General features: G+C 62.4%; 16 protein-coding genes. 4 read left to right on the top strand and 12 right to left on the bottom strand.

What is annotated here, in order from left to right:
- Positions 1-70: 70 nt before the first annotated feature.
- Entirely contained in the window at positions 71-997 is a 927-nt protein-coding gene (locus GYA95_RS15180; protein ID WP_043936224.1) for a class I SAM-dependent methyltransferase, read from the top strand.
- Between the two features lie 124 nt (positions 998-1,121).
- Here GYA95_RS15180 and GYA95_RS15175 read toward each other — a convergent pair whose 3' ends face one another.
- Positions 1,122-2,123 (bottom strand): sulfate ABC transporter substrate-binding protein, encoded by a 1,002-nt coding sequence (locus GYA95_RS15175; protein ID WP_015271174.1) that lies wholly within the window; start codon positions 2,121-2,123, stop codon positions 1,122-1,124.
- 216 nt (positions 2,124-2,339) lie between these two features.
- Positions 2,340-3,161, bottom strand: a complete 822-nt coding sequence (locus GYA95_RS15170) for an ion transporter (RefSeq protein WP_015271173.1) — start codon at positions 3,159-3,161, stop codon at positions 2,340-2,342.
- A 158-nt stretch (positions 3,162-3,319) separates the two neighbouring features.
- Between GYA95_RS15170 and GYA95_RS15165 the strand changes: the two genes are divergently transcribed.
- Entirely contained in the window at positions 3,320-4,141 is an 822-nt protein-coding gene (locus GYA95_RS15165) for an RHS repeat-associated core domain-containing protein (protein WP_015271172.1), read from the top strand.
- 15 nt (positions 4,142-4,156) lie between these two features.
- On the opposite strand, the gene GYA95_RS15160 is transcribed toward GYA95_RS15165, so the two are convergent.
- The 6 genes from GYA95_RS15160 to gcl form a co-directional block, all read right to left on the bottom strand.
- Positions 4,157-5,032: an urea transporter gene (locus GYA95_RS15160; protein ID WP_015271171.1), complete on the bottom strand. Its 876-nt coding sequence runs from the start codon at positions 5,030-5,032 to the stop codon at positions 4,157-4,159.
- Positions 5,033-5,244: 212 nt separating this feature from the next.
- Complete coding sequence (gene pyk, locus GYA95_RS15155) at positions 5,245-6,660, bottom strand: pyruvate kinase (protein WP_015271170.1); 1,416 nt, start codon at positions 6,658-6,660, stop codon at positions 5,245-5,247.
- On the bottom strand, positions 6,657-7,931 hold the full coding sequence (locus GYA95_RS15150) for a glycerate kinase type-2 family protein (protein ID WP_015271169.1): 1,275 nt from the start codon (positions 7,929-7,931) through the stop codon (positions 6,657-6,659). The genes pyk and GYA95_RS15150 overlap by 4 nt, the downstream gene beginning before the upstream one ends.
- Positions 7,932-8,189: 258 nt before the next feature.
- Positions 8,190-9,083: a 2-hydroxy-3-oxopropionate reductase gene (locus tag GYA95_RS15145; RefSeq protein ID WP_003259509.1), complete on the bottom strand. Its 894-nt coding sequence runs from the start codon at positions 9,081-9,083 to the stop codon at positions 8,190-8,192.
- A 74-nt stretch (positions 9,084-9,157) separates the two neighbouring features.
- A complete protein-coding gene (gene hyi / locus GYA95_RS15140; protein WP_003259508.1) occupies positions 9,158-9,940 on the bottom strand; it encodes a hydroxypyruvate isomerase in 783 nt (260 codons plus the stop codon).
- 68 nt (positions 9,941-10,008) lie between these two features.
- The gene (gene gcl, locus GYA95_RS15135) at positions 10,009-11,784 is read right to left on the bottom strand and encodes a glyoxylate carboligase (protein WP_015271168.1); all 1,776 of its coding nucleotides are present in this window, start codon (positions 11,782-11,784) and stop codon (positions 10,009-10,011) included.
- 257 nt (positions 11,785-12,041) lie between these two features.
- Between gcl and GYA95_RS15130 the strand changes: the two genes are divergently transcribed.
- On the top strand, positions 12,042-12,482 hold the full coding sequence (locus GYA95_RS15130; protein ID WP_013973539.1) for a GlcG/HbpS family heme-binding protein: 441 nt from the start codon (positions 12,042-12,044) through the stop codon (positions 12,480-12,482).
- 139 nt (positions 12,483-12,621) lie between these two features.
- Here GYA95_RS15130 and GYA95_RS15125 read toward each other — a convergent pair whose 3' ends face one another.
- Positions 12,622-13,233 (bottom strand): TetR/AcrR family transcriptional regulator, encoded by a 612-nt coding sequence (locus tag GYA95_RS15125; RefSeq protein WP_015271167.1) that lies wholly within the window; start codon positions 13,231-13,233, stop codon positions 12,622-12,624.
- Positions 13,234-13,365: 132 nt separating this feature from the next.
- Here GYA95_RS15125 and GYA95_RS15120 point away from each other — a divergent pair, with 132 nt between their 5' ends.
- Complete coding sequence (locus GYA95_RS15120; RefSeq protein WP_015271166.1) at positions 13,366-14,280, top strand: DUF808 domain-containing protein; 915 nt, start codon at positions 13,366-13,368, stop codon at positions 14,278-14,280.
- Between the two features lie 137 nt (positions 14,281-14,417).
- Here the strand turns inward: GYA95_RS15120 and GYA95_RS15115 are convergent, their stop codons facing one another.
- From GYA95_RS15115 to GYA95_RS15105, 3 genes are all read right to left on the bottom strand, one after another.
- Positions 14,418-15,200 carry an outer membrane protein OmpK gene (locus tag GYA95_RS15115; protein WP_003259506.1) on the bottom strand — a complete coding sequence of 261 codons (783 nt, stop codon included), beginning with the start codon at positions 15,198-15,200 and terminating at the stop codon, positions 14,418-14,420.
- Between the two features lie 351 nt (positions 15,201-15,551).
- Complete coding sequence (locus GYA95_RS15110; RefSeq protein WP_015271165.1) at positions 15,552-16,337, bottom strand: outer membrane protein OmpK; 786 nt, start codon at positions 16,335-16,337, stop codon at positions 15,552-15,554.
- A gap of 140 nt (positions 16,338-16,477) precedes the next feature.
- Positions 16,478-17,833 (bottom strand): nucleobase:cation symporter-2 family protein, encoded by a 1,356-nt coding sequence (locus GYA95_RS15105; RefSeq protein WP_015271164.1) that lies wholly within the window; start codon positions 17,831-17,833, stop codon positions 16,478-16,480.
- Positions 17,834-17,938 lie beyond the last annotated feature (105 nt).

Genomic DNA, 17,938 nt, shown 5'->3' with positions numbered 1-17,938 from the left:
GCTTGCCGGCGATAGGGCGCGAAGCGCCCTCTGGAGGTAGAATGCCGCTTTTGCCAGCTTGCGACCCATGATGACTTCGCCGATCCAGACTCTGGAGCAACACCTGCTCGCCGCCCTCGACCCTGCCCCGCAGGAAACCCGCCGCCTGTTCCACGGCCGCGGCCGCTGCTGGGCGGGCCTGGAGCAGGTCACCGTGGACTGGCTGCAAGGCGTGCTGTCGGTCGCCCTGTTCCGTGAGCCGCCTGACGGCCAGCTAGCCGAACTGGAATCCATGCTGCTCACGCTCGCCGAGCGTCCACAGTGGACTGGTCAAGCCATCCTTCTCCAGCATCGCTACCTGCCCGACAGCCCGGGCCAGTGGCTGCTGGGCGAACCGTGCCAGCAGCGCGAGGTGGTCGAGGATGGGCTGGCCTACCTGCTGGACCTGGGCGTGCGGCAGAACAATGGCCTGTTCCTCGACATGCGCTATGGTCGGCGCTGGGTTCGCGAGCAGGCGGCGGGCAAGCGCGTGCTGAACCTGTTTGCCTACACCTGCGGTTTCTCGGTGGCGGCGATTGCCGGTGGCGCCCAGCAGGTGGTTAACCTGGACATGGCCAAGTCGGCGTTGTCCCGGGGCCGCGACAACCACCGCCTCAATGGCCACGATGCGTCGCGGGTGGCCTACCTGGGGCACGAGCTGTTCAAGTCGTGGGGCAAGGTGCGCAAGTACGGGCCTTACGACCTGATCATCATCGACCCACCGACCTTCCAGCGCGGCAGTTTTGTGCTGACCCAGGATTACGCGAAGATTCTGCGGCGCTTGCCGGAGTTGTTGAGCGAGGGCGGGACGGTGCTGGCATGCGTGAACGACCCGGGCATCGGGCCAGAGTTTCTGATCGAGGGGATGGCGGAGCAGGCGCCGTCGCTGGCATTTGTCGAGCGGCTGGAGAACCCGCCGGAGTTTCCTGACGTGGACCCGGCGGGGGGCTTGAAGGCTCTGGTATTCCGCCAGGTCTGATGTTGCCTGTACCGGCCCTATCGCCGGCAAGCCCGCTCCCACAGGTACTGCACAGGTCTTGAGTACTGTGGAGTCCCTGTGGGAGCTGGCTTGCCGGCGATAGGGCCGGACCTGCATGCATCAATTACTGATTGTTGGTGTAGATCTGGTCAAACACCCCACCATCATTGAAGTGGGTCTTCTGCACGGTGCGCCAGTCACCAAAGGTCTTCTCCACCGACAGGAAGTCCACTTTCGGGAAGCGGTCGGTGTACTTGGCCAGTACCGTCGCATCACGCGGGCGCAGGTAGTTCTGTGCGGCGATTTCCTGTGCGGCTGGCGACCACAGGTACTTCAGGTATTCCTCGGCCGCTGCCTGGGTGCCTTTCTTCGCCACCACCTTGTCGACCACGCTGACCGGCGGCTCGGCTTCGGCCGACACGCTCGGGTAGACCACTTCGAACTGGTCGCGGCCGAACTCGCGGGCGATCATCTCGGCTTCGTTCTCGAAGGTCACCAGCACGTCGCCGATCTGGTTGGTCATGAAGGTGGTGGTGGCGGCGCGGCCACCGGTGTCCAATACCGGCGCCTGCTTGAACAGCTTGCCGACAAAGTCCTTGGCCTTGTTTTCATCACCGCCTTGCTTGAGCACATAGCCCCAGGCCGACAGGTAGGTGTAGCGGCCGTTACCCGAGGTCTTGGGGTTGGGTACGATCACCTGTACGCCATCCTTGAGCAGGTCGGGCCAGTCTTTCAGCGCCTTGGGGTTACCCTTGCGCACGATGAACACAGTGGCCGAGGTGAACGGCGCGCTGTTGTTCGGCAGGCGGGTTACCCAGTTGTCCGGCACCAGCTTGCCGTTGTCGGCCAGGGCGTTGATGTCGGTGGCCATGTTCATGGTGATGACATCGGCCGGCAGGCCATCGATCACCGCTCGCGCCTGCTTGCTCGAGCCGCCGAAGGACATCTGCACGTTGACCTTCTCGTTGTGCTCGGCTTCCCAGTGCTTCTGGAAGGCCGGGTTGTAGTCCTTGTAGAAGTCGCGCATCACGTCGTAGGAAACGTTGAGCAGGGTGGGGGCAGCCTGGGCGAAATTGCCCAGGGCAAGGCCTGCGGCGAGCAGCGAGGCGGTGAAGAGTTTTTTCACGTTGCTTCCTTGTTATCGAGAAGGTGTTGGCAGTTTGCCTGCGACTATAGCGGGTGGGTTTGTGGGGGTTAAAGAACAAAAAACACTTTGGTTATGCTTCTGCCTGTGCCGGCCCTTTCGCGGGTAAACCCGCTCCTACAGAGACAGCGCAGGGTTCGGGCCTGTGGTGATCCTGTGCGGGCGGGCTTGCCGGCGACAGGGCCGGAACAGGCGGAATCATTGTTTGGGAAACAGCACATTCCCGCACCGCGAACAGAACGCCGCGCCATGCTCATGGCTTTTCTTGCTGCAAGTCGGGCAATCATGCTGCAGCTGCTCCCCGCGCATGGCATTGGCCAGCTCGGCGGTAAAGATCCCGGTCGGTACGGCGATGATCGAATAACCGGTAATCATCACCAGCGACGACAGCACTTGCCCCAGCGGGGTCTTCGGCACGATGTCGCCGAAGCCCACCGTGGTCAGGGTAACGATGGCCCAGTAGATGCCCTTGGGAATGCTGGTAAAGCCATGCTCAGGCCCTTCGATCACATACATCAAGGTGCCGAACACCGTAACCAGGGTCGATACCGTCACCAGGAACACGATGATCTTCTGCTTGCTGCCGCGCAGCGCCTCCATCAGGTAATGGGCCTGCTTGAGGTACGGGCTGAGCTTGAGCACACGGAAGATCCGCAGCATCCGTATCACGCGGATGATCAGCAGGTACTGGGCGTCGATGTAGTACAGCGCGATGATCCCCGGCACGATCGCCAGCAGATCGACCAGGCCATAAAAGCTGAATGCGTAGCGCAAAGGCTTGGGCGAGCAGTACAGGCGGGTGAGGTACTCGGCCAGGAAGATCGCGGTAAAGCCCCACTCGATGCCGGCCAGCAGGCCGGCGTAGCCCTGGTGCACTTCGTCGATGCTGTCGAGGATGACGGTAACCAGGCTGGCCAGGATGATCAGCAGGAGGATCTTGTCGAAGCGCCGGCCGGCTACGGTGTCGGTCTGGAAGACCATTATGTAGAGGCGTTCACGCAGGGATTGTGGGGTGGACATGGGCTCGGGTTCCGCGGGTAAAAAATGCCAAGCCTAGAGGGTCTTGGTAAGTAACGGGAGTGGGGGCACATGGCAGACCTGATAGAACTGATAGTTTTCCTCAGTTACGCCAGTGGGCATCATTGGGCGCAAAATCGATCGAGTATGGAGCGAACACTATGTCCGATGTCCCGCTTTCGCTGCTGAGTCCGGGCAAGACAACTCTGCTGCAGGTTGATGAGGTTGGTAGTATCGTCGCCGAGCGAGGCTCGCGCCAAGGGGAATGGTCTTTTCTGCCCTACGGACAGCTTTCCTCGCAGCAGGCTGTCGGCGCACTGCGGTTCGTGGGGCAGTGGTTCGACCCAGTAGTACAGGGTTACTTCCTGGGCAACGGGCTCAGGTTGTATATCCCGGCCATCATGCGGTTCCTGAGCCCTGACAGCCTGAGCCCATTCGCTGCGGGCGGAGTCAATTGCTATGTGTACTGTTCTGGCGATCCCGTTAATTTTCGCGACCCTTCTGGCCGTGCCAGGACTGGCCTTACCAAGCTGTTGAAAGATTTAAAGCTGCCGAAGCGGCCGCTACGGGGTTATCTTAAACCGCTGGGTCGACCCGAGAATTTCGAGCAGAAACGTATCGTATTTCGAGCCACGAAGAATGCCGATTTCGAACAATTCGTGTTCAAAGGGGCGGCGAAGATCACCGGTGAAAAACTAGACGCCAATTATTCCGGCATGAACAGTTTCCTGGGCACCGAGCATTTTTATCGCTTCGGCGAGTTGTATATCCCGGAGCGGACTGTTCCCCCCGAAGCAGTCAAGGGGCTCAAGAGGGCTGGTTTTGAATTGATCCGGTTCGATCTTGACGGCTACTTGAGCACCTTTTACACAGGAGCATCGAGCGACGAATCCGAGGGCGAAGACAATCCCCATCCCCCTCGGAACAGCAACCTTTACGTCGCCGACCCGGTCGCAGCAGGGGCCGGGATCAGACGCTCGTAGCAGAATGAGTAAACTTCAGCTATGTAGCGTCAAGTCTTGATTCGATGAATGTTGTTTCAACCGAGCCAGTCCGACGCCAAGGATCCAGCAGGCGACGACGAAGGGCGCGGTCAGGCCGGGCACCGGTAGCAGCTTGAACAGCGGTTGCAGCAGCAGGGCCAGGGCGATGGCCAGCAGCGTCACCCACGGCTTCTCACCTTGCCTGCTGAACGCCAGTGCTGCCAGTGCAGCGTTGAAACCGTACAGGCCCAGCCAGGCGGCTTGCGCCTGGTCGGCGAACAGTGCCACGCCGCCGCCGATGGCCGAACCGATCACCGCCCACATTGCGGCATAGGGGTTGGCGATGAACATGCCAATGCTGATCAGCAGGCCGGCCAGGGGCTGGTCGAGCAGGAAGATCTGGCCCACGCCGCGCGCCAACGCGTACAGCGGGTCGGCTTCGACGAAGCCGCTGGGCGAGGGGCTGGCGATCAGCAATACGGCCCAGCCAAGCAGGACGAAGGGTGCGGTGTAGGCGATCAGCAGCTTGCCGCCGCGCTTGCGCCACTGGTGGGTGATGATGCTGGACAGGCCGCCAGCGGCGATGATCAGTGGCGGCAGGATGACCGACCAGGGCAGCACGGCGCTGATCAGGATGCCGATCAGTACGCCGTTGTAGCTGTACAGGCCTGCCTGGCGGTCGGCACGGTCGTAGCCACGAGCCTGGGCGGTGAGCAGGCCGGCCAGGGCGCCGAGCAGGGCGCCACCGACCAGGCCGGGGGCGGTCAGCAGGATGGCCAGCAGGCAGCACAGGCCGCACAGAGGGTTGCGCAGCAGCAGCACCTGGCTGAAGCCGTTGAGTAACGCCGTGGCCCAGTCAGGGCACGGGTTGACGAAATTTTTGGTGTACATCGGGGCAGTCAGTGAGGTTGATGGGGCGCGGTGGGCCTCTTTGGGCCTCGGGTTTTCCGCAGTTGTGGTGTTTCTGTGTACGAGGAGGGCTTTGCCCTCCATTCGCAGCACAAGGCTGCTCCTACAAAGGGACCGCGCAGCGGGAGGTTTTCGCGGTCCCTTTGTAGGAGCAGCCTTGTGCTGCGAATGGGGCGCAAGGCGCCCCCGAAATCTCAGATCAAGGTCTCGATCCGCAGCGTGTTAGTCGACCCTGGTTTGCCGAAAGGCACACCGGCGGTGATCAGTAGCGTGTCGCCACGGCTGGCCATGCCTTGTGCCTGGGCAATCTCCAGTGCGGTGGATACAACCTCGTCCACCTGGCGCAGGCGGTCGTTGACTACCGAGTGCACGCCCCACGCCACGCTCAGGCGACGCGCGGTGGCCAGGTTCGGGGTGAGGTTGAGGATCGGTGCCCGTGGCCGCTCGCGTGCCGCGCGCAGGGTCGAGGCGCCCGACTCGCTGTAGTTGACCAGCACCGCCACCGGCAGAATGCCGCTGATACGGCGGATGGCGCAGCTGATGGCGTCCGATACGGTGGCCTCGGCCTTCGGCCGGCCAACGTCGAGCTGGGCCTGGTAGTCCGGGCCGTTCTCCACCTGGCGGATGATCTTGCTCATCATCTGCACGGCTTCCAGCGGGTACTCACCCGAGGCAGTCTCGGCCGACAGCATCACCGCATCGGCACCTTCGGCCACGGCGTTGGCCACGTCGGTGACTTCGGCGCGGGTCGGCGCTGGCGAGAAGCGCATGGATTCGAGCATCTGGGTGGCCACCACCACCGGTTTGCCCAGTTGGCGGCAGGTGCCGATGATGCGTTTCTGGATTTGCGGCACGCTTTCGGCCGGCACTTCCACGCCCAGGTCGCCACGGGCCACCATGATCGCATCCGCAAGCTCCGCGATGGCTTGCAGCTGTTCGACTGCCGATGGCTTTTCGATCTTCGCCATCAGGTAGGCACGGTCACCGATCAGCTGGCGTGCTTCGGTGATGTCTTCGGGGCGCTGTACGAACGACAGGGCCACCCAGTCCACGCCCAGCTCCAGGCCGAAGGCCAGGTCGCGGCGGTCTTTCTCGGTGAGCGGGGAGAGGTCGAGCACCGCTTGCGGCACGTTGACACCCTTGCGATCGGACAGCTCTCCACCGGCCAGCACTTCGGTGTCGATGGCGTCGCTGTGCTTGGCGGTGACGCGCAGGCGCAGCTTGCCGTCGTCCAGCAGCAGGTCCATGCCCGGCTCGAGGGCGGCGATGATCTCGGGGTGCGGCAGGTTGACCCGGCGGCTGTCGCCCGGGGTGTTGTCCAGGTCCAGGCGCAGGGCCTGGCCGCGTTGCAGCTGCACCTTGCCGTCGGCAAGGCGGCCGACGCGCAGCTTCGGCCCTTGCAGGTCCATGAGGATACCCAGTGGGTAGTTCAGTTGCTGCTCGACTTCGCGGATCCACTGGTAGCGCAGGGCGTGGTCGGCATGCTCGCCGTGGCTGAAGTTGAGGCGGAAGATATTCACCCCGGCTTCTACCAGTTGGCGGATGTCGTCGATGCCTTTGATCGCAGGGCCGAGGGTGGCGAGGATCTTTACTTTTTTATCAGGCGTCATGATTGGGCAGTCTCGAGGATCAGGATGGCGCGGAAGTCGTTGACGTTGGTGCGGGTCGGCTCGGTGACGATCAGCGCATCCAGGGCGGCGAAATAGCCGTAGCCGTTGTTGTTGTCCAGTTCGTCGCTGGCCGACAGGCCCAGGGCTTCGGCACGGGCGTAGCTGGCCGGGGTCATGAAGGCGCCGGCGTTTTCTTCCGAGCCATCGATACCGTCGGTGTCACCGGCCAGGGCGTACACGCCCGGCAGGCCTTTCAGGCTTTCGGTGAGGCTGAGCAGGAACTCGGCATTGCGCCCGCCACGGCCATTGCCGCGCACGGTCACGGTGGTTTCGCCGCCGGACAGGATCACGCAGGGCGCTTTCAGCGGCTGGCCGTGCTGGACGATCTGCCGGGCGATACCGGCGTGCACCTTGGCCACTTCGCGTGATTCGCCTTCCAGGTCGCCGAGGATCAGCGGGCTGAACCCGGCCTGGCGGGCTTTGACCGCGGCGGCTTCGAGCGACTGCTGGGGCTTGGCGATCAGCTGGAAGTGGCTGCGGGCCAGGGCCGGGTCGTCGGCCTTGACGGTTTCCGAGGCTGGGTTGTTGAGCCAGTCGATAACGGCCTTGGGCGCTTCGATGTTGTAGCGCTTGAGGATGGCCAGGGCATCGGCCGAGGTGCTCGGGTCGGCCACGGTAGGGCCGGAGGCGATCACCGTGGCGAGGTCGCCCGGGACATCGGAAATGGCATAGGTGTACACCGTGGCCGGCCAGCAGGCCTTGGCCAGGCGGCCGCCCTTGATCGCCGAGAGGTGCTTGCGCACGCAGTTCATCTCGCCGATGGTGGCGCCGGATTTCAGCAGTGCCTTGTTGATCTGCTGCTTGTCGGCCAGGGTCAGGCCTTCGGCGGGCAGGGCCAGCAGTGCTGAGCCACCGCCGGACAGCAGGAAGATGACGCGGTCGTCTTCACTGAGGTTGCTGACCAGTTCCAGCACGCGTTTTGCCACAGCCAGGCCGGCGGCATCGGGGACCGGGTGGGCGGCTTCGACCACCTCGATCTTTTGGCAGTTGGCACCGTGACCGTACCGTGTGACAACAAGCCCGGAGACTTCGCCCTGCCAGCACTTCTCGACCACTTCGGCCATGGCGGCTGCGGCCTTGCCGGCACCGATGACGATGACCCGGCCGCTGCGGTCGGCGGGCAGGTAGGGTTCGAGGACTTGACGAGGGTGGGCGGCGGCGATGGCTGTGTCGAACAGCTCGCGGAGAAGTTTTTGCGGATCGACCGACATGGCAGGCTCCCAATTATTGTTGTTCTGCAGAATCAAAAACGCCCCTGGAACTGCCTCCGTGCAGGCCGAACCAGGGGCGGGTGTTGCTCGGTGCCACCCTTGAAGCTGTGGTCGCAGGTTCAAAGGTGTTGGATCTGAGATTTTGGGGGCGCTTTGCGCCCCTTTCGCGACACAAGGCCGCTCCTACAGGGGACCGCGATCCGTTGTAGGAGCGGCCTTGCGTCGCGAAAGGGCTGCGCAGCAGCCCCCGGATCTAGATCATTTGTCGTCGCGGATCGAGAAGTTGGCCATGTGCTCCAGGCCTTTGATCAGCGCCGAGTGGTCCCAGTTGCCGCCGCCCAGGGCCTGGCAGGTGTTGAACACTTGCTGTGCATTGGAGGTGTTGGGCAGGTTGATGCCCAGTTCCTTGGCGCCTTGCAGGGCCAGGTTCAGGTCCTTCTGGTGCAGGTTGATGCGGAAACCTGGGTCGAAGGTGCCCTTGATCATGCGCTCGGCGTGCACTTCGAGGATCTTCGACGAGGCGAAGCCGCCCATCAGGGCTTCACGTACCTTGGCCGGGTCGGCACCATTCTTGGCGGCGAACAGCAGGGCTTCGGCAACGGCCTGGATGTTCAGGGCAACGATGATCTGGTTGGCCACCTTGGCGGTCTGGCCGTCGCCATTGCCACCGACGCGGGTGATGTTCTTGCCCATGGCTTCGAACAGCGGCAGGGTGCGCTCGAAGGCTTTCGGGCAGCCACCGACCATGATGCTCAGGGTCGCGGCCTTGGCACCGACTTCGCCGCCGGACACCGGGGCATCCAGGTAGGCAGCGCCGGTAGCCTTGATCTTCTCGGCGAAGGCTTTGGTAGCGGTAGGGGAGATCGAGCTCATGTCGATCACGACCTTGTTCGGGCCCACGCCTTCGGCCACGCCGTTGTCACCGAACAGGACGCTCTCGACCTGCGGGGTGTCGGGGACCATGACGATGATGAACTCGGCTTCCTGGGCAACTTCCTTCGGGTTGGCCAGGGCCACGGCACCGGCGGCGATCAGGTCGGCCGGGGCAGCGTCGTGGTGGGTGGAAATGAAGATGCTGTGACCTGCTTTCTGCAGGTTCTGAGCCATGGGCTTGCCCATGATGCCGGTGCCGATGAAACCGATTTTAGCCATGAGAGATTACCTCGTTGTATTTGTTGAATCTCGATGGAGCAGACAACGCGGCCCCGTGTAGGAGCGTGTGGTCCTTAAATAGCGTTATGGGTCTTCAGCCAGCCCAGGCCCGCTTCGGTGGTGGTCAGTGGCTTGTACTCCGCGCCCACCCAGCCCTGGTAGCCGATGCGGTCCAGGTGTTCGAACAGGAAGCGGTAGTTGATCTCGCCGGTGCCTGGCTCGTTGCGGCCGGGGTTGTCGGCCAACTGGATGTGGTTGATCAGTTTCAGGTTGGCTTCCATGGTGCGAGCCAGGTCACCTTCCATGATCTGCATGTGGTAGATGTCGTACTGCAGGAACAGGTTGTCGCTGCCAACCTCGGCCTGGATTTCCAGGGCCTGTTTGGTGGTGTTCAGGTAGAAGCCAGGGATGTCGCGGGTGTTGATCATTTCCATGACCAGGCGGATCCCGGCGGCTTTCAGCTTGTCGGCGGCGTAGCGCAGGTTTTCCACGAAGGTCTTGCGCACGGTGGCGCAGTCCGGGCCTTGTGGGCGAATGCCGGCCAGGGCATTGACCTGGGTGTTGCCCAGCACCTTGGCGTACTCGATGGCCTTGTCGACACCGGCGCGGAACTCCTCGACGCGGTCAGGGTGGCAGGTGATACCGCGCTCACCCTTGGCCCAATCGCCCGCCGGCAGGTTGAACAGCACCTGGGTCAGACCGTTGGCGTCCAGCTGCTGCTTGATCTCGGCAGCGCTGAAATCGTACGGGAAGAGGTACTCTACGCCGCTGAAACCAGCATCGGCGGCAGCCTTGAAGCGGGCCAGGAAGTCCTGTTCGGTGAACAGCATGGACAGGTTGGCAGCGAAGCGAGGCATGTTGTGTCTCCTAGCGATGAAGGCCCCCGGCGCCCTGAGGTAGGGGCCGGCACGGGGGCGTCAGGCGATCAGTCCAGCAGCGAGATGGCGGTTGGCGCGTCGTTGCCGACCAGGGCCAGGTCTTCGAACTCGTTGACCGCGTTGATCTCGGTGCCCATGGAAATGTTGGTCACACGTTCGAGAATCACTTCGACCACCACCGGTACGCGGAACTCTTCGGCCATTTTCTGTGCCTTGAGCAGGGCAGGGGCGATCTCGGCCGGCTCGAATACACGGATGGCCTTGCAGCCCAGGCCTTCGACCACGGCGACATGGTCGACACCGTAGGTGGCGGCGTCGGTCGAGTTGATGTTCTCGAACGCCAGTTGTACACAGTAATCCATGTCGAAGCCACGTTGCGCCTGACGGATCAGGCCCAGGTAGGCGTTGTTCACCAGTACGTGCACGTACGGCAGGTTGAACTGTGCGCCCACCGCCAGCTCTTCGATCATGAACTGGAAGTCGTAGTCACCCGACAGCGCGACCACCTTGCGCTTCGGATCGGCCTTGACCACACCGAGGGCGGCAGGGATGGTCCAGCCCAGCGGGCCGGCCTGGCCGCAGTTGATCCAGTGGCGTGGCTTGTACACGTGCAGGAACTGCGCACCGGCGATCTGCGACAGACCGATGGTGCTGACGTAGCAGGTGTCCTTGCCGAATACCTGGTTCATTTCTTCGTAGACGCGCTGCGGCTTGACCGGCACGTTGTCGAAGTGGGTCTTGCGCTGCAGGGTGGCCTTTCGCTCCTGGCAGTCTTCCAGCCAGGCCTTGCGGCACTTCAGCTTGCCAGCGGCTTTCCACTCGCGGGCCACTTCGAGGAACACGTCCAGTGCCTTGCCAGCGTCGGAAACGATACCCAGGTCCGGGGTGAACACGCGGCCGATCTGGGTCGGCTCGATGTCCACGTGCACGAACTTGCGGCCTTCGGTGTAGACGTCGACGGAACCGGTGTGGCGGTTGGCCCAGCGGTTACCGATACCGAACACCAGGTCGGATTTCAGCAGGGTGGCGTTGCCATAGCGGTGCGAAGTCTGCAGGCCGACCATGCCGACCATCTGTGCGTGGTCGTCCGGGATGGTGCCCCAGCCCATCAGGGTCGGGATTACCGGTACACCGGTCAGTTCGGCAAACTCGACCAGCTTGTCGCTGGCGTCGGCGTTGATGATGCCGCCACCGGCTACCAGCAGCGGGCGCTCGGCGTCATTGAGCAGGGCCAGGGCTTTTTCGGCCTGTACGCGGGTGGCGGACGGCTTGTGCACTGGCAGCGGTTCGTAGGCGTCGATGTCGAATTCGATTTCGGCCATCTGCACGTCGAACGGCAGGTCGATCAGTACCGGGCCTGGGCGGCCGGTGCGCATTTCATAGAAGGCCTTCTGGAAGGCGTAAGGCACCTGGCCTGGCTCCAGAACGGTGGTGGCCCACTTGGTGACCGGCTTGACGATGTTGGTGATGTCGACAGCCTGGAAATCTTCCTTGTGCAGGCGGGCACGTGGGGCCTGGCCGGTGATGCAGAGGATCGGGATGGAGTCGGCGGAGGCACTGTACAGGCCGGTGACCATGTCGGTGCCGGCTGGGCCGGAGGTGCCGATGCACACGCCGATGTTGCCCGGGTTGGCACGGGTGTAACCCTCGGCCATGTGCGAGGCGCCTTCGACGTGACGAGCGAGGACGTGATCGATGCCACCGACTTTCTTCAGGGCCGAGTACAACGGGTTGATGGCAGCCCCCGGGATGCCGAACGCGGTATCTACACCTTCACGGCGCATGACCAGAACGGCTGCATCGATTGCTCTCATTTTGCTCATGGTTTGTGCCTCATCGATTTTGTAATTGTATACAACTTGCTTTGTGCCAGAGTGTATTCACGGCTGGCCGCTCAGGTCAACGGGTTTTCGTCGGACGAGGCCGCTTTCGTTCAAGCGCCCGTGAAAACGGGCGTTTGCAATCTCGCATACGATCGTTTCAATTTATTGTATACAAAAAAAGATTCAGTTGTGTTCTATTGGCTTATCGGTTTTTCACCTGCCCTCAGGGCTTCTCACAACAAGAAGAGGACCTTTCCATGAACGCTTTGAACCTGAAAGTCGCGGTCAGCCTGGTGAATGCCGCGCTGGCGGCGGGCCGCAAGATCAACGCCGCGCCACTGACCGTGGCGGTGCTGGATGCCGGCGGCCACTTGCTGGCGCTGCAGCGCGAGGATGGCGCCAGCCTGATCCGGCCGGAGGTGGCTACCGGCAAGGCCTGGGGGGCGATTGCCCTGGGCAAGGGGTCGCGCCTGCTGGCGCTGGACGCGCAGCAGCGGCCGGCATTTTTTGCCGCGCTGAACGGGTTGGGCGAGCGACCGGTGGTGCCGGCGCCGGGTGGTGTGCTGGTGCGTGATCAGGACGGCAAGGTGTTGGGTGCGGTAGGGATCAGCGGGGATACGTCGGATATCGACGAGCAGTGCGCGATCAGTGCGATCGAGGAGGTGGGGTTGAAGGCGGATGCCGGGGTAGCGGCGTAAGGCTGAAGATGGCTGGGGCCGCTTTGCGGCCCTTTCGCGACACAAGGCCGCTCCTACAAGGGATCGCAGGTAGTACGCGATCCCTTGTAGGAGCGGCCTTGTGTCGCGAAAGGGCTGCAAGGCAGCCCCACTGGCCCTGTCAGGCTAGCTCAGGCTCACACCCCTTGAGCACCATGCGGATGATGGTCTCCGCCGCCGCGTCATAGTCGCTGTCGGCCAGCTTGGCCTTGCCGGTCACGGCAGAGATCTGCCAGTCGAAATCGGCATAGGTCTGGGTCGCTGCCCAGATGCTGAACATCAGGTGATGCGCATCCACATGGGCGATTTGCCCGCGGTCGATCCAGCGCTGGATGCACTCGATGTTATGTCGCGCCTGCTCGTTCAGCTGCGCTACCTGGTTCGGCGACAGGTGCGGGGCACCGTGCATGATCTCGCTGGCGAACACCTTGGACGCATGCGGCAGGTCGCGCGAAATGCGGATCTTCGAGCGGATGTACGCACTCAGCACTTCCTTCGGGTCACCGTCGGCATTGAACGGGGTCGACGCCTGCATGATCGGCGCGATGATACTTTCCAGGACCTCGCGGTAGAGGTTGTCCTTGGATTTGAAGTAGTAATACACGTTCGGCTTGGGCAGGCCGGCCTTGGCCGCGATATCGCTGGTCTTGGTGGCGGCGAAGCCCTTGTCGGCGAATTCCTCGCTGGCCGCGCGCAGGATCAGTTCCTTGTTGCGCTCGCGAATGGTGCTCATGGTCAGGGATCTTCCTCGTGTCTGGCCACCTCTAAGAGGGATCGGGCATGGTAGCACCGGGCTCGACGGGCGCTCAAGGCAGCGGCTTTGGGCTAGAATCCTGGGCACTCACTCTTCTGGATGCAGGCAAACATGGCAGGAAGCAGTCTACTGGTACTGATCGACGACATCGCCACTGTGCTCGATGACGTCTCGGTGATGACCAAGGTGGCGGCGAAAAAGACCGCAGGCGTGCTGGGCGATGACCTGGCGCTGAATGCCCAGCAGGTCACCGGGGTACGTGCCGAGCGCGAGATCCCTGTGGTGTGGGCAGTAGCCAAGGGCTCGATGGTGAACAAGGCCATCCTGGTGCCGGCGGCGCTGCTGATCAGTGCGTTCATTCCCTGGGCGGTGACGCCGTTGCTGATGCTGGGCGGTGCCTACCTTTGCTTCGAGGGCTTCGAGAAGCTGGCGCACAAGTTCCTGCACAGCAAGGCCGAGACTGACGCCGAGCACGAAGCGCTCAAGGAGGCGGTGGCCGATGCCAATGTCGACCTGGTGGCGTTCGAGAAAGCCAAGATCAAGGGCGCTGTACGTACCGACTTCATCCTGTCGGCAGAAATCATCGCCATCACCCTGGGCATCGTTGCCGACTCGCCGTTGACCCAGCAGATCGTCGTGCTGTCGGGTATTGCGGTGGTCATGACCATCGGCGTGTACGGGCTGGTGGGCGGTATCGTCAAGCTCGATGACCTGGGGCTGTGGATGACCCGCAAGGCATCACGCCTGGCCAGGGCGGTGGGTAACGGCATTCTGCGTGCCGCGCCATACATGATGAAGAGCCTGTCGGTGATCGGCACGGCGGCCATGTTCCTGGTTGGTGGCGGGATCCTGGTGCATGGCATCGCACCTCTGCATCATGCGATCGAGGCATTTAGCGAAGGGCGTGGCGGGGCGTTGACCGTGGCACTGCTGAACGGCGGTGTTGGGGTTGTGGCCGGTGCGGTGGTGCTGGCCGTGGTGGGCATTGCGGGGAAATTGTGGCGTGCGGTTCGGCCGGCCACCTGATTTGCATGGCCGGGGCTTTGCCCCGGTTCGCGGGCAAGCCCGCTCCCACAGGGAATACACAGTTTCCGAAACCTGTGCCGTACCTGTAGGAGCGGCCTTGTGCCGCGAGGGGCTGTGCAGCAGCCCCTATGCTCCGATCAGAAGTGAACCTTGAGCAGGAAGCTCATGGTGTTCTGGTCGGTGGTGAAGGCATCGGAATCCTTGATGCCGTACTTGTTCTTCCAGTAGTCGTACTCCACACCCACATACAGCTGCTTCTCGCCCAGGTGCAAGGCCTTGCCCAGGTCATACTTGATCTGCGGGTTGAAGTGCAGGTTGGCCTGGTAGGTGCCGCGGCGGTTCTCGTCGTTGTCCACCACCCAGTCCATGAAGCCGTCGATCAGCACATCGGACGAACCGACCGGAATGGTGTACGACCACACCGGGGTGATCTGCCACACGTTGTCGCCGGCGCGGCTGCCGTCGGTGGTGCGGTTGTAGAAGTTCAGCTGGAAGTAGTCGAAGCCTGGGATGTCCAGGTCGAAGCCAGGGCCGATCAGGTAAGACTCGGTATCACCTTCACCGAACTCGTAGGTCATCGCCAGCAGTACGTCCTTGACCGGGCCAAACCCGATCTTCTGGTCGAAGATCTTGCCGAACGACAGGCGCGGGCTGATTTCGCCGTAGTAGGTGTTCGGGCCGTTGCCCTCATCTTTCTGGCCTTGGTAGAAGATCTTGTCGACAAAGATGAAGTTATCGCCGTACTTCCAGCCATCAGCGTGCTCGAAGGTCACGGTTTGCTGGATCGACGGGTTGACCTTGAAGTTCTTGCCCCACAGGTAGGTCAGGCTGTTGTTCTGCCATTGCAGCAGGTCGCCGCCGAAGGTGGTGCCACAGGCCAGCAGGCCGCCGGCGAGGATCAGGCTGTTGATGGTACGCATTGCGAATGTCGCTCCCTTGATTGATCTGTTGTCAGCGCTCGTTATTGGCGCTTTTTGTCTTTTGAGTCAGCTTTTTTCGATAGGCCACAGCTGTTTGGCAAGGGTTGAGCCAACTTTCCTGGGCTGGCAAAACCTTCCTGCTCGACTTCGTTCTGAACGGATGAAAAGGGTCTTTCAGGCTGGCAACACGTTGGCCAACCGCCCGTATTCATTGACTGAGCGGTCAGTAAACGCAGGCAGAATCCGTTCTGCCCTGATCGAGGGGGCGCGCAGATTACTGGCTTGCGCGCCTTGCCTCAAGTGCTCCGTCCTGGAGCAGAGTGGAACAAACTTGTGCGTTTGGTCAGTTTTCTAGAAGTGCACTTTGATCAGCGCACTGGCGACACTCTGGTTGCTTTCCAGATTGCCGCGGCTGTCGATGCCGTACTTGTCCTTCCAGTAGCTGTACTCAAAGCCCACGTACAGCTGCTTGGCGCCCAGGTTCAGCGCTTTGCCCAGGTCGTACTTCACCTGCGGGTTGAAGTGCAGGTTGGCGTGGTAGGTGCCACGGCGGGTCTGGTCATTGTCGGTGACCCAGTCCATGTAGCCGTCGATCAGAATGTCGGACCTGCCCACGGGGATGGTGTAGGACCAGCCGGGGGTGATCTGCCAGACGTTGTCACCCGGGCGGCTGCCCTCGGTGTTGCGCACGTAGAAATTCAGGGTGAAATAGTTGAAGCCGGGGACGTTCAGGTCGAAACCTGGGCCGATCAGGTAGGCCTCGTTGTCGCCTTCGCCGCGCTCGTAGGTCATTGCCAGCAGTACGTCCTTGATCGGGCCGAAGGCCAGCTTCTTGTCAAAGATCTTGCCGAATGACAGGCGTGGGCTGAACTCGCCGTAGTAGGTGGTGACGCCTTTGCTGGCGTCGGCCTTGCCGTTGTAGAAGATCTTGTCGACGAACATGAAGGTGTCGCCGTACTTCCATTTGTTGGCGTGCTCGAACGTGATGGTCTGCTGGATATCAGGGTTGACCTTGAAGTCCTTGCCGTACAGGTAGGTCAGGCTTTCGCCGTGCCATTGCAGCCATTCGCCTGCATGCGAGGGGAGGGTGGCCAGCAGGCTGCTGCCCAGCAACAGGGACGTGGTGATGCGCTTCATGTTGTGATTCCCGGACTTATTGTTTTTGTTGGCGGTTTATTTGGCGCGCAGGCGCCCCGGGCGGCCCATTCCGGCGGGCCGACGGTGTTGCGTTTACTGCCTGTGTGAATGCGGGGCGGCCATGCGCCGCCCCGTCTGGCTCAATGTTGGTGACAGGCTTCGTTGTGCACCGCGCGGTCGGCACCACCAAGGATGTTGAACAGCACGTTCAACACCAGGGCACTAACCGTGGCCATGGCGATGCCACTGTGGGTGATGGGCTCCATCCACTGGGGCATCTGGGCGAAGAACTCCGGACGTACCACGGGGATCAACCCGAAGCCGACGCTCACTGCAACCAGCAGCTGGTTGCGACGGTCGCCGATGTCCGTCTCCTGGAGAATCTTGATCCCGGTGGCGGTGACCATGCCGAACATGGCGATGGACGCGCCGCCCAGTACCGCAGGCGGGATCGAGGCGATCAGGAAGGCCGCCTTGGGCAGCAGGCTGAGCAGGATCAGCAGTGCACCGGCCACGATGGTGACATAGCGGCAGCGCACCCCGGTCATCTGCACCAGGCCGATGTTCTGGGCGAACGAGGAGTGGGTGAAGGTGTTGAAGAAGCCGGCGATGAACGACGCACCGGCATCGCACAGCAGGCCGCGACGCAGCATCCCTGGGGTAACTTCACGATCGGTCACCTTGCCCAGGGCCAGGAACATGCCGGTGGACTCGACGAAGATGATCACCACCACCAGGCACATGGACAGGATCGGCGCCAGGCTGAAGGTCGGCATGCCGAAGTGCAGTGGGGTCACCACTTGCAGCCACGGTGCGTCGTTCAGGCCCGACAGGTCGACCATGCCGATGGAGCCGGCCAGGATGTAGCCCAGGCCCATGCCCACCAGCACCGACACGTTGACCCAGAAACCGCGCATGAAACGGTTGATCAGCAGGATTACCGCCAGTACCAGGCCGGCCACCAGCAGGTAGATCGGCGAGCCGAAGGTATCTGCCTGTTGGCCACCACCGGCCCAGTTGACTGCCACCGGGAACAGCGACAGGCCAATCGAGGTGATCACCGTGCCGGTAACCAGGGGTGGGAAGAAGCGTACGACCTTGGACATGAACGGCGCGATCAGCATGCCGAAGAACCCGGCGGCGATGGTCGCGCCGAAGATCCCCTGCAGGCCCACCCCGGGCATGCCGGCCATGGCCACCATGCTGCCGACGGCAGCGAAACTGGCACCCATCATCACCGGCATGCGGATGCCCACCGGGCCGATACCGAAGGACTGGATGATGGTGGCGACGCCAGCGACCAGCAGGTCGGCGTTGATCAGGAAAGCGACTTCTTCACGGGACAACCCGGCGGCCTGGCCGATGATCAACGGCACGGCGATCGCGCCGCCGTACATCAGCAGAACGTGTTGCAGGCCAACCAGGATCAGTTGGAACAGGGGCAAGGGCTCGCGCGGCGGCGCAACAGGGATGTACGCCTTGCGTGACTCGGACATGCAGCACCTCGAGTTTTGTTTTTATTCTCGGATCCAAGCGCCGGGCTCAGGCGGCAGGCCCGGTGGAGGCAGCCTGGGGTTCCCGCTAGAGGTCGAACGCTCGAT

It is taken from the genome of Pseudomonas asiatica, assembly GCF_009932335.1.
Lineage (GTDB): Bacteria > Pseudomonadota > Gammaproteobacteria > Pseudomonadales > Pseudomonadaceae > Aquipseudomonas > Aquipseudomonas asiatica.
The sequence above is the reverse complement of the archived record's forward strand: the minus strand, read 5'-3'. Positions and strand labels throughout refer to the sequence as shown.

Bases quoted from the DNA above. Each gene is read 5' to 3' on its own strand.
- GYA95_RS15130 (WP_013973539.1), top strand. From the start codon at position 12,042: ATGAACGCTTTGAACCTGAAAGTCGCGGTCAGCCTGGTGAATGCCGCG.
- GYA95_RS15160 (WP_015271171.1), bottom strand. From the start codon at position 5,032: ATGTACACCAAAAATTTCGTCAACCCGTGCCCTGACTGGGCCACGGCG.
- pyk (WP_015271170.1), bottom strand. From the start codon at position 6,660: ATGACGCCTGATAAAAAAGTAAAGATCCTCGCCACCCTCGGCCCTGCG.
- GYA95_RS15170 (WP_015271173.1), bottom strand. From the start codon at position 3,161: ATGTCCACCCCACAATCCCTGCGTGAACGCCTCTACATAATGGTCTTC.
- gcl (WP_015271168.1), bottom strand. From the start codon at position 11,784: ATGAGCAAAATGAGAGCAATCGATGCAGCCGTTCTGGTCATGCGCCGT.
- GYA95_RS15110 (WP_015271165.1), bottom strand. From the start codon at position 16,337: ATGAAGCGCATCACCACGTCCCTGTTGCTGGGCAGCAGCCTGCTGGCC.
- GYA95_RS15165 (WP_015271172.1), top strand. From the start codon at position 3,320: ATGTCCGATGTCCCGCTTTCGCTGCTGAGTCCGGGCAAGACAACTCTG.
- GYA95_RS15120 (WP_015271166.1), top strand. From the start codon at position 13,366: ATGGCAGGAAGCAGTCTACTGGTACTGATCGACGACATCGCCACTGTG.
- GYA95_RS15105 (WP_015271164.1), bottom strand. From the start codon at position 17,833: ATGTCCGAGTCACGCAAGGCGTACATCCCTGTTGCGCCGCCGCGCGAG.
- GYA95_RS15145 (WP_003259509.1), bottom strand. From the start codon at position 9,083: ATGGCTAAAATCGGTTTCATCGGCACCGGCATCATGGGCAAGCCCATG.
- GYA95_RS15180 (WP_043936224.1), top strand. From the start codon at position 71: ATGACTTCGCCGATCCAGACTCTGGAGCAACACCTGCTCGCCGCCCTC.
- GYA95_RS15150 (WP_015271169.1), bottom strand. From the start codon at position 7,931: ATGTCGGTCGATCCGCAAAAACTTCTCCGCGAGCTGTTCGACACAGCC.
- GYA95_RS15125 (WP_015271167.1), bottom strand. From the start codon at position 13,233: ATGAGCACCATTCGCGAGCGCAACAAGGAACTGATCCTGCGCGCGGCC.
- GYA95_RS15115 (WP_003259506.1), bottom strand. From the start codon at position 15,200: ATGCGTACCATCAACAGCCTGATCCTCGCCGGCGGCCTGCTGGCCTGT.
- hyi (WP_003259508.1), bottom strand. From the start codon at position 9,940: ATGCCTCGCTTCGCTGCCAACCTGTCCATGCTGTTCACCGAACAGGAC.